Consider the following 14,760-nt stretch of genomic DNA (forward strand, 5'->3'; position numbering starts at 1 on the left):
CAGGGGGCGAGGGGCAGGGGGCAGGGGCCCAACCCCGCTGCAACGTCAGATCTTGCGGCGGGGTGGGTCCCCTGCCCCTTGCCCCCTTCGCCTTCTTCTCTGCCGTAAGAACCAATACCTTGCAGTGTGTTTGGAGATTGCGGCTTCAGGCCCGTCGCGGATGAATCCGCTCCCACCGCTTCGGTTGCCGTGGTCAGGCCACCCGCTATAGTCCGGGTCACTTGCGCCCTGCACACTGCCATGCCTGCCAGCGACGCTGACACCCATCACCACACCCGCCCCGCCACACTCGCGGAAGACTGGGGGCAGCTGCCCGCCAATTCGGCGGACTGGGCTGCGGGGCAGCGTCTGGGCCCCTATGTGCTGAAGCGGCAACTGGGCAAGGGCGGCATGGGCGTGGTCTGGCTGGCCGATCAGCTGCAGCCGCTAAAGCGCGAGGTAGCGATCAAGTTGCTGCCGCGCGGGCAGAACAACCCGCTCACCGAGATCTACTTCGAGGTTGAACGCCAGGCACTGGCGCAGCTCTCGCATCGCTCCATCGCCCAGATCTACGATGCCGGCCGCCTGCCCGATGGCGCGCTGTTCTTCGCCATGGAATACGTGCCCGGCGTGCCGCTCGACGAATTTCTCGAACAGCATGAGCTGTCCTTTGCCGCCATTGCCACACTGATGCGGCAGATCTGTCTGGGCGCCCACCACGCCCATCAGCGGGCCCTGATCCACCGTGACCTGAAACCGTTGAACATCCTGGTGCAGATGGCCGATGGTCAGCCGCTGCCCAAGATCATCGATTTTGGCGTTGCCATCGGCGCCCTGCCCGGCACGGCGGCACCGATCCGTGCCGGCAAGGCCGCCGGCACGCCGGCCTACATGTCACCCGAACAGAAGAATCCCGGCGCCGACGGCATTGATGCCCGCAGCGATGTCTACGCCCTCGGCGCTGTCTTCGCAGAATGCCTGCACCTGAAAGCCGGCATCGACACCGCCCACGACCATTTCGAAAGCACGACGCTGCGTGAGGGACTGGAGCGCAGTCGCGGTGGAGCGGCCTCAGCCAGCCATGATGGGAACGAAGCTCAAGCCAGCAAGCTCAAGTCCATCCCCGAAGCCCTGCGCGCCATCGCCATCAAGGCCCTCGCTCCTGACCGTGACGACCGATACGACTCTGCCGCCGCCATGGCTGACGACCTCGACCAATGGCTGCAAAAGCGCCCAGTACGCGCGATGGGCGGCGGTCGCTGGTATGCCGCCCGCTGCTTCGTCAACCGCTATCGCCTCGCCACCGCCGCCAGCGCCGCCATTGTCATCGCCCTGCTCATCGGCGTACTCATGGCCCTGCACGGCCAGAATCAGGCCCGCGACGCCCAGGCCCTGGCGGAAAAACGCCGCGACGACGCCGAACAACTGGTGCAGTTCATGCTCGGGGATTTTGCCGACAAGCTCAGGCCGATCGGACGCCTGGATCTGCTCGACAGCGTAGGACAACAAGCCCTCGAATACCTCACGAGTCAGACCGGCGCCAACACCGCGGCCAGCGCCCTGTCCCGCGCCCGCGCCCTACGCACCCTCGGCGAAGTCCGAGTCACCCGCCAGCAATTCAACCAGGCCGCAGAACCACTCCGGCAGGCCGAAGCGATGCTTGGGCCGTGGCAAGAGAAGGCGGGAGATTTGGCTTCCGATGTATATTTCGAGGTGGCGCAAGTTGCGTTTTGGCGAGGGCTCAGCGCATATCGACTTACGCAACTGGATCAGACCGAGCACTATTGGCTCGAATACTTGGCCGCTGCTCGGCGGATGAAAACGATCACGCCAAACGACAAACGCGCCGAAACCGAACTCGCTTCGGCGTACAACAATTTGGGGACTCTGGCTGAGGCAAGGAATCAGTTTCGGGAAGCGCTCGGATACTTTGAGCAGGCGGCCACGATCAGGCGAGCACTGGCGACAGGCCCCGCTGATCGTGCAAACCTCGACCTCGCAAATTCGCTGTCCTGGATTGCCCGGATACACAACTATCTGGGAGAGCCGGCATCGGCATGGGTTGCGCTGGAAGAAGCGCTGGTTTTGATCGGTGAACTCAGAAGAATCAAGGACGATGGCCAACTGCGGCAGCGAGAGACCACCCTTCGCTATTTGCTTGGCATGTACAGTGTCTATCGCGGCGATACTGAGCGCGCGCGGCTGGAATTGGAAAATGCGCTGGCCCTCGCGAAAGCGGATGTGGCGAGCGATCCGACTCAGCCGCGCCGACAAGCGCTGCTGGCTCGCATTGCCTTCGAATCAGTGCGAATTGCGGAGACGTCGGCAGCAGCAAATAAATCCGCAATGACGACCGCAAAAAACGCGATGGCGAGCTTGCGGCACGAGGAAATAAATGCAGACGAGCAGCTTACCTTGGAAATCCTGGCGTGCCTGGCGGAAATCACTATCGACCTGGATCCAGAGGTGATATTGAATTGCCAGAACACGATCTGGCCAAGAATATTGGACGCGAAGACTTCTGCATCCCAGGACTCGATCCTGCCCAAGCTCGGCATCGAACTTGGATTGGCCATTGCCCGTCGCACTCCGGGCACCATTTCGGCTTCGCAGTTTTCGGCAATGGAAAGGAATCTGATCGGGAATCGTACAGTCCCACAATTGAGTCTCTACGATCTCTTGTTGCTACAATCATTGCAGGAATACACTCGTTCAGATGAAACTAATCGCAGCAAAGTCGGCGCGCGAATCCGGGAGCTGCGCGCCTCATTCCCTCCCAACCCAATGGAGTCCAGTCAATGAGCGATACGAACTTCGCACAACTTTCGGCAACGATTACTATTTCAGGCGCAGATTCGCCGTTCTCGGTGTCTGCACCCAATGTAGTCGACATGCGCCAAGACAGCGGCACACCAAATCCAGCCATCATCACGTACACCCTGGCACCGGACTCGGCAGCCGCCGGTTTCAGCCTCGGCGATGTGGTAGTCAAGACGACTGGAAGCGCAGACATCACCTTGCTGTCGCACAACGCGACCACGATCGTGTTTCAAGATATGGACTCGGACGCCACTGAAGACTTCAAGTTCGGGTTCTACTACTGGTACAAGAATGTGTCGTACTACTACGACCCTGATGTCGAGAACGAGGAACCGCGCTGAATGCTTGCCTTTGGCGTTGGTGCCGCGAGCCAAGGTCCTGGGCTTGTTGGTCAGCAACAACGGCGCCGCAGCGCGGCGCCCTCCAAAGGCGGGTCATCCCTCGCCGCGCGGGCTCTGCGTTGGCGCCATCCTGAGACTCAACCACACCGCTGCAATCACGATCGTCATCCGCAACACGTTGCCGAACCATCCGCCGATGGCGTTCTCGCCCAGGTCGAACAGGGTCCATAGGCTGTTCAGCCCGATGTGCAACAGGATCGGCGGCCACAGGTTGTAGCTCCAGCGTGCGTAGAGCCAGCCAAACAGGAGTCCGCCCAGACCGGTGATGGCGACCACGCCGATCAGGCTTTCCAGATCCGCGCCCTGCCAGGTGTGAGCCGCGCCGAAGAACACGGCCGGCCACAGGCAGGCGACGATCAAGGGCCAGCCGCAACAGCGAATCAGCACGCCGACAGCGAGGCCACGGTAGAGGATCTCTTCGCTGATCGGGCCGAGAATGGTCGGCCAGACGAAATCCCTGGCGCCGAGGTCGCTGGCCATCGGTGCGGCGTAGAGGCTGATCAGCAAGGCCGGAACAAACAGGCCCAGCGCCCAGATCAGGGGCATGCGCATCGGTGCATGCAGACCCGCCAGCTTCAGCACCGTCAACGGCTTGCAGCGCGCTGCCACACTGACCAGCACGACCATGACCAGAATATCGCTGAGCGAAATCAGTGCCGAACGCAGGTAGGGTACCTGCGTGACCCATTCGACATTCAGCGGCGAGTGCCATAGTGATCCGCTGATGGTGGAGTAGATCAGCGACGCAGTGACCGCAAGCGCGATCGCCAGCGACCGATGTTCGAACACGGATACAGTCGGGTCAGCTTTCATGTTGGATTCCTGGGCAGATCTCTGAATGCTAGGCACTCGAAGGGATCCGGGATTGAAGAATTCGGACATCAAGACCATGCCGCACCTGCCATCACCAGAACCTGTCACTTGCGATGACGGCGCATCGACGTTGGTGATCCAACCACCGCCAGCACGACTGGCTCGGCATGTCTTTGCATTCGTCCATCGCAACGACCACCAGGGCGGTCAGGTCGTGCGCTGGTTGCCCGAACCCAGGATGTCGATCCAGATCTTTCTGGCCGACCCGTGCTTCGTGCGCGAAAACCCGGAGGGCGCCGCGTGGCGCAGCCTGCCTCGCATCGGGCTTTGGGGACCGCGCTACAACTGGGCCTACGGGTACATCGAGCGCCACATCCGGGTTTACGCCGTGGGCCTGACGCCAACGGGTCTGCGCGCCCTGTGGCCCGGATCTGCCGCTGAACTGGTCAATCAGGTGGTCGATCTGCGGGAGCATCACCGCGGCCTGGCCGAGCAGTTGGCCCTGATACCGGACGAGAACTTTGACGCCTGGCGCCAGCGCGCAGCCGAGCATCTGCACGACTACCTCAAGCCTGCGCTGCAGCCAGACGATGCCCTGAGCGCTGCGTTGAACGTGCTCGCCACCGGTGAAGGCCGCTCGGTGGCGGATGCGGCCGCCATTGCGGGATTGTCGGAGCGACAGTTTCGACGGGTGTTCGAGCAGCGCCTGGGCGTTAGTCCCAAACGCTATCAACGCGCGATACGCGTGGATCGCATGCTCAAGCAGCTGCACGCCCAACCCTGGGAAGGCGATGAATTTGCTGACCAGCCCATCCCTTTCGCCGACCAGCCGCACGCCATCCGCGAGTTTCGGGCCATGACCGGCATCACGCCTGGCCAGTATCTGCACGCCAAGCAACGGGGTGATGCCACGCTGAGATCGGTGCCGATGCCAGGCATCGCGCCACCCGCTGCTGACACGACGACGGATGCAGCCAGCAAACCCGATCTCTGACGAGCAACGGGTTGGCGTTAGTATCGATCGTCGTCCCGTTTTCCCAATTACCCCCATGACCATCCAACGCTGCATTTGGGCGACAAACTCGGATCTCGAAGCCGAATACCACGATCGCGAATGGGGCGTACCAGTGCACGATGAGCGCACCTTGTTCGAGTTTCTGACGCTGGAAGGCGCGCAGGCGGGATTGAGCTGGCGCACGGTGCTGGCCAAGCGCGCGGGCTATGCACGAGTGTTTCTGGACTACGATCTGCCGCGGCTTGCCGCGCTCGACGACGACACCCTTGAGCAGATGCTGCTCGATCCCGGCATCGTCCGTAATCGCCTCAAGGTCTGGTCGGTACGCAGCAACGCGCGCGCCGCGCTGGCGCTGCAAGCCAGTCAGGGCAGTCTGGACAGCTACCTGTGGTCCTTCGTTGGCGGCCAGCCCATCGTCAATCGACCTCAAAGCAGCAGCGAAGTGCCGGCGCGAACGGAACTGTCAGATCGCTTGAGCAAGGACTTGCGCAAGCGCGGCTTCAAGTTTGTCGGCAGCACCATCATCTATGCCTTCATGCAAGCCGTGGGCATGGTCGATGACCATATGCTGGGCTGCCATCGCTACCGTTCCGATTGAGTGGCCGTTGTAGCCCGAACTGCGCGCAGCGCTGTCCGGGAAATGACGCCGATAGCCCCGATGAGCCGTTACGCGGCACCGCGGGCCAAGTCGCAGCCTGCGTGTCACGTAGGCCGCTGCGCGGCCAACGTGACCTACTTGCTCGCTGGAACCTGCTCCGCCAACACTAACTCCTGCTTGCGCTCGGCCACCAGCCGCTCGGCAAAGGCTCGATACACGGGCGTCTTGCACACTACCGAGGAGAAGGCGCGGCCGATCAGGCAGGAGGCCATGATCGGCAGCACGAAGTTGTGGTTGTTGGTGAGCTCCATCGAGATCACGGCCGAGGTCAGCGGGGCCTGGGTGACGCCGGCCAGATAGGCGGACATGCCGAGCAGGATCACGGCGGTGGGATCGGTGCCAGGCATCAGTTGCGCCAGATTCGATCCCAGCCCGGCGCCCACTGCGAGAGCCGGAGAGAAGATGCCGCCGGGTATGCCCGCCGCATAGCTGACGGCATTGGCCAACCATTTCTCCAGGCCGAACCAGACCGTGATCGAACTGTCACCGGCGAGGATGGCGCGCGCTTCCTCATAGCCGGTGCCGTAGACCGAGTCGCCGCTGGCAATGCCGATCAAGGCCAGCAACAGTCCGCAGACAGCGGCAAAGGTGGCCGGCGCAGCGATTCGAAAATGCCCCAGGATACCGGGGAGTCCGCTGGCAACGCGCAGGATCGAACTGGCGAACAAGCCCCCCGCCAGACCGCCGACGATGCCCGTCAGCAGCACCGCGAACCAGCTCTGCCCGAGCGGCAGACTGATCGACATCTGTCCGAAGTAGGCGTAGTTGCCCACCAGTCCCAGCGACACCACGCCGGCGATCATCACCGCCGTCAGCAGCGCGCCGCTGAAGCGGTGCTCGTAGGCCGAGGCCAGTTCCTCGATGGCAAACATGACCCCGGCCAAGGGCGCGTTGAATGCGGCAGCGATACCGGCAGCACCGCCGGCCAGCGCGAAGCGCGAGATCGAGGCCGGATCGCGGTAGCCGAAGCGCTGCGCCAACCAGGCCATGATGCCGGCGCCGACGTGCACCGTGGGGCCTTCGCGACCCACCGAAGCGCCCACGATCATCGCCACCAGTGTCAGCACCAGCTTGCCCGCGGCCACTGGCAATGCCACCAGCCGATCGCGGAAAGGTACATCGTGATCGCGATTCATGGCCGCGATGACCTGCGGTATACCACTGCCGCGCGTCGAGCGTAGCGCGCCATGGGTCAGCCAGGCGAGCAGTGCAAAGCCGATGGGAGTAACGATGAGCGGCCAGTAGCGCGACTGCGCCAACAGGTGCTTGAACCACTCGTAGCTGTAGTCGCTGGCACGCGCGAACAGAATGGCCGCCAGCGCCACCAGCACCGCGCCGCACCAGAGCGCGATCCGCCGCTTCCACAGTTGCGGCGAGAGCAGCACATGGTGATCGTCGATGGGAAGGGGGGCAGGTTGATCCATGCCCCATTGTCGCTACTCGGACGTCAGGCGCAAGACCGCCAGCGTGATTGCCCGCGAGCGCACCGATACACCTTTTCCGCGGCCGGACGCCGAGGACCGGATAGACTTGAGGCTTCTGCACGATCGAAGCTCCGATGTCGACTTCTCCCGTCTCGCCTCAACGCCGCAATCCCTGGCTCTTGCTGCTGCTGACCCTGTTTCCGCCACTGGCGCATCTCTGGATAGGCCATGCCTTGCGTGGGTGCATCCTTGCAGGCGGGCTGCTGGCTGCAGCTGCAAGCATGGGCTGGAGCGGCGTGATCCATGAGCCATCTGGCTTGTTGGCAATGGCAGGCGTAATGGTGTTCGGGCTGCTTGTTATCGAAGGCGACGCACTGATCCTCAACTTCAGATCCCGCGGTCGCTCCCGGCCCTATGCGCATGGCTGGATCATGCTGCTGGCTATTCCAGCTTACCTGGCACTGCGTGTTTTCCTCGGACCATTGTTGCTCGGCTTCAATCTTTACACCATTCCATCCATGTCCATGGCGCCCACCTTGCTGCCCGGCGATCTGATCCTGACCGATGACCGCCCAATCCACGCCGGTCTGATCCGGCGAGGCCGAGCAGCGGTCCTTGTTCCACCGCATCGGCCCTCGATCGTCTACGTCCAGAGAATTGTTGGTTTGGAAGGTGATCGCGTGCAGTTGATCGATGGGGTCCTCTGGGTCAACGGCGTCCGTATCGATGAGCCCTATCTGTCTACACACCGATCACCACGCGCCGTGAACTTCCGAAACTTCGGGCCTGTGGTTGTGCCGGCGGGAACTGTCCTGACCATGGGAGACAATCGCGACAACTCTGAGGATGGGCGCGTGTTTGGCCCAGTTCCCGTGGCGAACATCAGGGCCTTCCCGACATGGATCATCCATGCGCAACGAGACGAGCGGACCGGAATCGATCCCGGCTTCGATCAAGGCCAAGCCTTTGCCGGTGCCGCCCAGGCCAAACAAGGCAGATGATAGTGGCAGTGAAATCTGAACCGGCTACGGCTGCTGCAACACCGTGATCCCGCGTGCAGCCTTTTCGTCGGCCACCATCTTGCGCACGTCGGCGAGCAGCGCGCGGGCGTCGAAGACGATGCCGTCCTTGATGGTGTATTGCACGCCACCAACGCGATGCAGCTTGCCCTCGTCATCCAGCTGGATGTGGCCGGTGCCGTAGAGCGTTTTCAGATTGGCCAGCGGATTCTCTTCGAGCACGGCGATGTCGGCGAGCTTGCCGGGCTCGATCGAACCCATGCGATCGCTGGCGCGCAGCACTTCGGCGCCATTGAGCGTGGCAGAGCGCAGCACCTCCAGCGGATGGAAGCCGGCCTCACGCAGCAGTTCCAGTTCCTGGATGGTGCCGAAACCGTATAGCTGATAGATGAAGCCCGAGTCCGAGCCGACGGTGACCCGTCCACCGCGATTCTTGTAGTCGTTGACGAATTCCATCCAGCGTTGATAGTTGCGGCGCCAGGCCACTTCATCTTCGGTGCCCCAGTCGAAGAAGAAGCTGCCGTGGTTGTCGCGATTGGGCGTGTAGAACTCCCACAGCGAGGGCAGCGTGTACTGATCGTGCCAGTCGGCGCGACGGGCGCGCATCAGATCGCGCGCGGCGAGGTAGATGGTGAAGGTGGGATCGAGGGTGAAATCCAGATCCAGCAATTCCTGCATCACCGCTTCGTACTTCTTGCTGCCCTTCGGTGCGGCCTGGGCCCACAGACGTCCGGCCTGACCGAAGCGATCGGCCTCGTTGTTGTAGTTGTAGGCGGCCGGATAGTCCTGCACGGTGCGGTCATCGAACAGCGCCTCGGGCAAACCGTACCAGTGCTCCATGGTGGTCAGGCCCCAGCGTGCGGTGGTCAGCACGTTGACCTGCGAGACGTTGAGCTGGGCGTGATGACAGGCGCTTTGCATGCCCTGCTTCTTCAACTCGTCGAAGGCCGCTTCGAGGATGTCGGGGCGGTAGCCGAAACACTTCATGCCGAGCGCGCCTTTGGCCTTGACCTCACGCACCCACTGGCGCGCCTGCTCAGGCGTGGTCATCGGCGCCTCGCGCCCCTGACCGAAGTAGGCATAGGGAAAGATTCGCGGCGCCGTGATCTGATTCTTCTCGCTGCGATGCTGTTCGCTGACGCACCAGTCGATACCGTTGAAACAACCGGGATCACGAATGCTGGTGATGCCATGGCCCATCCACAGCTTGTAGACGTACTCGGCCGGCACGCCCTGCTCCTCGCCACCGATATGCCCGTGCAGATCTACCAGTCCAGGCATGACGTAATGGCCGCCGAGGTCCATTTCGCGGCCGCCACTTTTCAACTTCGGACGATTGTCAGCCTTGATCGGCGATCCCGGCGCGCCCACCGATTGCACGGCGACGATGCGATTGCCTTCGATGACCACATCGGCCGGTCCGAAGGCCGGACTGCCGGTGCCGTTGATCACGATGACACCACGCAGGATCAGCTGGGTGTAGGGACCTTCGCCCTCGGCGCGGGCTGGCGCCGGAGTGACCGCCGGTGGCTTCGAATCGTTGCTGGCGGCTACCGCATCGCATGGCGGCAGCGATCCCATCAACAGCCACCCCAGCATCATCGTCATCCCGCGCATTCGATCCGCTCCGCATTCGGCCATCGACCGTGGATCATGCCTCAGCATCCATCGCAAGGCACCCTGCGCTGCCGGCCGCGGAGAAGCCCAAAACCACAGCGCCGCCTGCAGGTCGGCGATCTCGGCAGCCCCCTGGGATCGCCGAGTTGTACTCGGCGCTTCTGCCTTTGAGCTTCCGTTGCGCCTGACTACTGCAGCGCTGCCGGAAACACCGGCATCGCCGCAAAATCCTCCGGCACATGCTGACGCACGACGCGGGCATCGTTGAGCGTGGCCAGTGCCTCGACGCTGTCCATCGAAGCCAGGGTCTGCTCGCGATTGAAGTTGAACGACGGCACCAGATGCTTCTCGCGCGATTCAGCCAGATGCCACATGTCGCCCGTGAGCAGCACGTTGCCGCTGCCAACAGTCCGAACCAGCAAGGTGGTGGAGCCCGGCGTGTGCCCGGGTGTCTGGTAGATCACCACGCTGTCGTCACCGAAGACGTCAAAGTTGTCGTCGCCTTCGATCAGCAGGGTCTTGGCGTTTTCCAACGCGCTGTAGGCGGCGAATTCGGGTTTGCCGCGGGCAGCGTCGTCGAACATCGCGGCACGCTCGTCGGCATCGACGATCCAGGTGGAAGCCGCGAACAGACTGCCGTTTCCGGTGTGATCAAAATGCAGGTGCGAGAAGGACAGGAATTCGATGTCGGCCGGAGTCAGACCGAGCTCGGCCAGCTGCGCGCTGAGCTTCTTCTTGACCACGATATGTACCGGAAAACCCTCCGGACGCAGTCCATCGGGCATGTCGGCAATGCCTTCGGGCACGCCGGTATCCCAGATCAGATCACCAGCCGGGTGACGGATCAGGTAGCACGGATCGACGAAGTCACGGGTCACGCCTTTCATCGAGCCATCGTCGGCAAAGAGATCAACGTCCGAGAAAGCCATGTCGCCACAATTCATGGCGTAGATCTGCACCGCGGGACCGGTCGGTGCCGCTGGGACGGTCACTTCGGTCGCAGCAACGTCGGCCTTGGGCGCTTCGGTCGGCGCCTGGGCGGCATCCTCGGAGCTGGAACAGGCAGCCAGCGTCAGGCAAGCAGACAGCAGAAAGGCAATTCTCATCGAGGTTCTCCGGCAGCAGGGGACAGCAGCGTGCGCGCACAGGCGTGGGCGGATCCTACGAGAATCAATGGCACGGCAGGCGTCGGTCGGGCACTTCGAGCCCTGTGGCATCGCCCGGGCGGTGACCGCGTTGGTGAAAAACGGAGGGTGCAGCGTTCCTGCGTGGACAGGATCACGACTCTGCCCGTCTGCGCGATGAGCGCAGATCATTTCCCCGCGACCTCGTGAAACAGGCGGGCTAGACTTCGGACCCATCCAAACCGGGGGAGCGCACCATGCAGGATGCCAAAGAACTGAATCTGCGCGAGGTGCCCTTGTGGCTGGCGTGGATGCCGCTGCTCGCCTTGATGCTGATGCTGGCGCTGTCGGTCCACATCTTCGGCGAAGATTCATCCTACGGCCCCAACCAGATCGCATTGCTGCTGGCGATGGGCATGGCGGCGCTGATCGGCCTGCGCCAGGGCATGGCCTGGGACGATGTCCAGGAAGCCATCGTGCACGGCGTATCGGTGGGCACCGGTGCGATCTTCATCCTGCTGGCCGTGGGCGCATTGATCGGCACCTGGATGCTCTGCGGCACGGTGCCGACGCTGGTCCAGTACGGCTTGAAGCTGATGCATCCATCGGTCTTCTACGCGGCCAGCTGTCTGATCTGTGCGCTGGTGGCGCTGGCCATCGGCAGTTCCTGGACCATTGCCGGCACGCTGGGCGTGGCCCTGATGGGCATCGCCGGTGGTTTGGGCATGTCCCCGGCGATCACCGCTGGCGCCATCATTTCCGGTGCCTATTTCGGCGACAAGATGTCGCCCCTGTCCGATACCACCAACCTGGCACCGGCGGCCGCTGGCAGCGAATTGTTCGCGCACATCCGCCATATGGCCTGGACCACGCTGCCCAGCATCAGCATTGCCCTGGTCCTGTTTACGCTGATGGGCATTGGTGGCGTGGGCAGCAGTAGCGATGTCGTGCTCGGCAGTCTGAGCGAGGACCTAGCCGGGCAGTTCAATCCCGGCCTGCATCTGCTGCTGCCGCTGGTGATCGTGCTGGGCCTGGCCTGGAAAAAGGTGCCGGCCCTGCCGTCGATCGCCATCGGAGCGCTGGTCGGAGCAGTCTTTGCCGTGATCTTCCAGCCTGAGGCCACGCTACGATTGGCTGGCAACGAGCAGCTTGGACAGGGTCTCGGCCTGTTGGCCGGTGCCTGGAAGGCGATGTTTGCCGGCTACTCGGGTGAAAGCGGCAGCGAGGCCGTCGACAAGCTGCTCAACCGCGGTGGCATGGCCAGCATGCTCAATGTCATCTGGCTGGTGTTCTGCGCCTTGAGTTTCGGCTCGGTGATGGAACGCGCTGGTTTGCTCGAACGCATCATCCGCAGCGTGCTGCGCGCGGCCAAGTCGACCGGTGCCCTGATCAGCGCGACGCTGGCGACCGCCATCGGCACCAATGTGGTCGCCGCCGACCAGTACCTCGCCATCGTCCTGACCGGCAAGATCTACAAGCCGGAATACCAGCGGCGTGGGCTCGATCCGGTCAACCTCAGCCGTGCCCTCGAAGATGCCGGCACGCTGACCTCGCCGCTGGTGCCGTGGAACACCTGCGGCGCCTACATGGCCGCCACGCTGGGCGTGGCCACCGTCGACTATCTGCCCTATGCGTTCTTCAACCTGATCAATCCCCTGATCGCCGCCGGCATGGCTTATGCGGGCTTCAAGATTCTGCACCTGAAGCCGAGGGTCGAAGTCGTGCACAAGGCGACTGGGGCTTAGGGGGCACGGGGCACGGGGCACGGGACACGGGACACGGGACACGGGACACGGGAAAGGCTCGCGTGATTGGGCCTTGAGGAGGGCCGCGCGCCTGCGCGGCCGCGGCATGGCCCGTTGCTTCGTCGCTGTGCTCCTCCCCATGAACCACTTGTTGGCGAAGCTCGGCAAAGGAGACGCGTCATTCCCGCGCAAGCGGGAATCCAGGTGAAGCGGACTGGATCCCCGCCTTCGCGGGGATGACATTGAGGGCTCATGGATTGTGGGCATTTCACCGGGGGAAAAGATGGCTCGCCATGACGCATCAGGAATGCGAGCCTTTCCCGTGCCCCGTGCCCCGTGCCCCGTGCCACGTTCCCCTGCTTTATCCTCGACGCTTTCCCCCACCGGATTCCGCACATGGCCCAGGGCACGCATGATTTTGTCGATGACCCGCGCAATGCGGAGATTCTGATCTACGTCAACGGCACGCTGCTGCCGCGCGCGCAGGCCACGGTGTCGGTGTTTGATTCCGGCTTCATCCTCGGCGACGGTATCTGGGAGGGCCTGCGCGTGGTCGGCGGTCATCCGGTGTTTCTGGATGCGCATCTGGATCGCTTGTACGAGGGTGCCAAAGCGATCCTGCTGGACATCGGCATGGATCGCGCGGCGCTGACGGCGGCGATCTACGACACCCTCAAGGCCAATGACATGCACGACGGTGTGCACATCCGGCTGATGGTGTCGCGCGGGCTCAAGCGCACGCCCTACCAGGACCCGCGGGTGTGCGTCGGCCCGGCCACGGTGGTGATCATTCCGGAGCACAAGAATCCGTTGCCGGAGACGCTGGAGAAAGGCCTGCGCCTGTTTACCGTGCATGTCCGCCGCGGCTATCCGGATGTGCAGGATCCCAAGCTCAACAGTCACAGCAAGCTCAATTGCATCACCGCCTGCATCCAGGCGGCGCAGGCCGGCGCCGATGAAGCGCTGATGCTGGATCCGCATGGTTTTGTCGCCACCTGCAATTCCACCCATTTCTTCATCGTCCGCCGCGGCGAAGTCTGGACCTCCAGCGGCGACTATTGCCTGGGCGGCATCACCCGCAGTCATGTACTGCAGCTATGTCGGGACAACGGCATTCCGGCCCGCGAGAAGAACTTCAGCCTGACCGAGGTCTACAGTGCCGACGAGGCCTTCGTGACCGGCACCTTTGCGGGTCTGGTGCCGGTGACCGAGGTCGATGGTCGAGTGCTGGGTTCGTCCACGATTGCCGGTCGCCCGATGATCCAACGATTGCAGTCTCTGTATCGGGACCTGGCGCAACGCGATGTGGCTGCGCGCGGAGCCCGGGTATGAACGCCTCGCTGCGGATAGCGATGTGGTCGGGCCCGCGCAATATCTCCACCGCCATGATGCGCGCCTGGGAAAACCGTGGCGATTGCGCGGTCAGCGATGAACCGCTGTATGCGCACTATCTGGCCGCCACCGGCGCCGATCATCCGGCCCGCGACGAAGTCATCGCTGCCGGTGAAAGTGACTGGCGCAAGGCGGTGGCTGATCTGCTCGGACCGGCGCCAGGGGGCGCACCGATCTGGTACCAGAAGCATATGTGCCATCATTTGCTGCCGCAGATGGAGCGCGACTGGATCGACGGCCTGTTCAACATCCTGCTGATCCGCGACCCGGCCGAAGTGGTCGCTTCCTACCTGCGTGCTCGCGGCACGGTCAGCGCCGAGGAAATCGGACTGCCGCAACAAACCGAGCTGTATGCACGATTGAGCGCCAGTCAGGCCGGACCGCCGCCGATCATCGATGCGGGCGAGTTTCTCAAGGATCCCGAAGGCCATCTGCGCGCCCTTTGCGCGCTGTTGAAGATCGACTTCACGCCACGGATGCTGAAGTGGCCGGCCGGGCCACGCGACAGCGACGGTGTCTGGGCGCCGCATTGGTATGCAGCGGTGTGGAAATCAACCGGATTCGAGGCGCCGCGCGTGCGGCGCGATGAACTGGATGCCTCGGCCAGACAGGTGGTTGCCGAGTGCAGCGACCTGTACGCGAGTCTGCGACAACGCCGGTTGCGAGCCGATTGACGCCACCCGTAGGAGCGCCCTTGTGGCGCGACCGACACGCTGGCGTTACACCGGTCGCGACGCGAGGTCGCTCCTACCT

At 63.1% G+C, this 14,760-nt stretch carries 12 protein-coding genes; 8 read left to right on the top strand and 4 right to left on the bottom strand.

The window, feature by feature from the left end; translation table 11 throughout:
- Window positions 1-240: 240 nt before the first annotated feature.
- Both H7A19_06540 and H7A19_06545 read left to right on the top strand, forming a co-directional pair.
- On the top strand, window positions 241-2,781 hold the full coding sequence (locus tag H7A19_06540; GenBank protein MCP5474484.1) for a serine/threonine protein kinase: 2,541 nt from the start codon (window positions 241-243) through the stop codon (window positions 2,779-2,781).
- On the top strand, window positions 2,778-3,140 hold the full coding sequence (locus H7A19_06545) for a hypothetical protein (GenBank protein ID MCP5474485.1): 363 nt from the start codon (window positions 2,778-2,780) through the stop codon (window positions 3,138-3,140). Before H7A19_06540 ends, H7A19_06545 begins: the two co-directional genes overlap by 4 nt.
- 93 nt (window positions 3,141-3,233) lie before the next feature.
- Here the strand turns inward: H7A19_06545 and H7A19_06550 are convergent, their stop codons facing one another.
- Window positions 3,234-4,013, bottom strand: a complete 780-nt coding sequence (locus tag H7A19_06550) for a CPBP family intramembrane metalloprotease (GenBank protein MCP5474486.1) — start codon at window positions 4,011-4,013, stop codon at window positions 3,234-3,236.
- Between the two features lie 52 nt (window positions 4,014-4,065).
- Between H7A19_06550 and H7A19_06555 the strand changes: the two genes are divergently transcribed.
- Both H7A19_06555 and H7A19_06560 read left to right on the top strand, forming a co-directional pair.
- Window positions 4,066-5,007: a helix-turn-helix transcriptional regulator gene (locus H7A19_06555; GenBank protein MCP5474487.1), complete on the top strand. Its 942-nt coding sequence runs from the start codon at window positions 4,066-4,068 to the stop codon at window positions 5,005-5,007.
- Between the two features lie 55 nt (window positions 5,008-5,062).
- Window positions 5,063-5,626: a DNA-3-methyladenine glycosylase I gene (locus H7A19_06560; protein MCP5474488.1), complete on the top strand. Its 564-nt coding sequence runs from the start codon at window positions 5,063-5,065 to the stop codon at window positions 5,624-5,626.
- 134 nt (window positions 5,627-5,760) lie between these two features.
- Here H7A19_06560 and H7A19_06565 read toward each other — a convergent pair whose 3' ends face one another.
- A complete protein-coding gene (locus H7A19_06565; GenBank protein MCP5474489.1) occupies window positions 5,761-7,110 on the bottom strand; it encodes a chloride channel protein in 1,350 nt (449 codons plus the stop codon).
- 179 nt (window positions 7,111-7,289) lie between these two features.
- Between H7A19_06565 and lepB the strand changes: the two genes are divergently transcribed.
- Window positions 7,290-8,111 (top strand): signal peptidase I, encoded by an 822-nt coding sequence (gene lepB, locus H7A19_06570; protein ID MCP5474490.1) that lies wholly within the window; start codon window positions 7,290-7,292, stop codon window positions 8,109-8,111.
- Between the two features lie 24 nt (window positions 8,112-8,135).
- Here the strand turns inward: lepB and H7A19_06575 are convergent, their stop codons facing one another.
- Both H7A19_06575 and H7A19_06580 read right to left on the bottom strand, forming a co-directional pair.
- Window positions 8,136-9,746 carry an amidohydrolase family protein gene (locus tag H7A19_06575; GenBank protein MCP5474491.1) on the bottom strand — a complete coding sequence of 537 codons (1,611 nt, stop codon included), beginning with the start codon at window positions 9,744-9,746 and terminating at the stop codon, window positions 8,136-8,138.
- Between the two features lie 188 nt (window positions 9,747-9,934).
- Complete coding sequence (locus tag H7A19_06580; GenBank protein ID MCP5474492.1) at window positions 9,935-10,852, bottom strand: N-acyl homoserine lactonase family protein; 918 nt, start codon at window positions 10,850-10,852, stop codon at window positions 9,935-9,937.
- A gap of 275 nt (window positions 10,853-11,127) precedes the next feature.
- Here H7A19_06580 and nhaC point away from each other — a divergent pair, with 275 nt between their 5' ends.
- From nhaC to H7A19_06595, 3 genes are all read left to right on the top strand, one after another.
- Complete coding sequence (gene nhaC / locus H7A19_06585) at window positions 11,128-12,615, top strand: Na+/H+ antiporter NhaC (GenBank protein MCP5474493.1); 1,488 nt, start codon at window positions 11,128-11,130, stop codon at window positions 12,613-12,615.
- Window positions 12,616-13,011: 396 nt separating this feature from the next.
- Window positions 13,012-13,947: an aminotransferase class IV gene (locus H7A19_06590; GenBank protein ID MCP5474494.1), complete on the top strand. Its 936-nt coding sequence runs from the start codon at window positions 13,012-13,014 to the stop codon at window positions 13,945-13,947.
- Entirely contained in the window at window positions 13,944-14,681 is a 738-nt protein-coding gene (locus tag H7A19_06595) for an HAD family hydrolase (GenBank protein ID MCP5474495.1), read from the top strand. Before H7A19_06590 ends, H7A19_06595 begins: the two co-directional genes overlap by 4 nt.
- The last annotated feature ends 79 nt before the right edge of the window (window positions 14,682-14,760 follow it).

The sequence above is a fragment of the Rhodanobacteraceae bacterium genome (assembly GCA_024234055.1).
Classification (GTDB): Bacteria; Pseudomonadota; Gammaproteobacteria; order Xanthomonadales; family SZUA-5; genus JADKFD01.

Bases quoted from the DNA above. Each gene is read 5' to 3' on its own strand.
- H7A19_06540 (MCP5474484.1), top strand. From the start codon at position 241: ATGCCTGCCAGCGACGCTGACACCCATCACCACACCCGCCCCGCCACA.
- H7A19_06545 (MCP5474485.1), top strand. From the start codon at position 2,778: ATGAGCGATACGAACTTCGCACAACTTTCGGCAACGATTACTATTTCA.
- H7A19_06550 (MCP5474486.1), bottom strand. From the start codon at position 4,013: ATGAAAGCTGACCCGACTGTATCCGTGTTCGAACATCGGTCGCTGGCG.
- H7A19_06560 (MCP5474488.1), top strand. From the start codon at position 5,063: ATGACCATCCAACGCTGCATTTGGGCGACAAACTCGGATCTCGAAGCC.
- H7A19_06565 (MCP5474489.1), bottom strand. From the start codon at position 7,110: ATGGATCAACCTGCCCCCCTTCCCATCGACGATCACCATGTGCTGCTC.
- H7A19_06575 (MCP5474491.1), bottom strand. From the start codon at position 9,746: ATGCGCGGGATGACGATGATGCTGGGGTGGCTGTTGATGGGATCGCTG.
- H7A19_06580 (MCP5474492.1), bottom strand. From the start codon at position 10,852: ATGAGAATTGCCTTTCTGCTGTCTGCTTGCCTGACGCTGGCTGCCTGT.
- nhaC (MCP5474493.1), top strand. From the start codon at position 11,128: ATGCAGGATGCCAAAGAACTGAATCTGCGCGAGGTGCCCTTGTGGCTG.
- H7A19_06590 (MCP5474494.1), top strand. From the start codon at position 13,012: ATGGCCCAGGGCACGCATGATTTTGTCGATGACCCGCGCAATGCGGAG.
- H7A19_06595 (MCP5474495.1), top strand. From the start codon at position 13,944: ATGAACGCCTCGCTGCGGATAGCGATGTGGTCGGGCCCGCGCAATATC.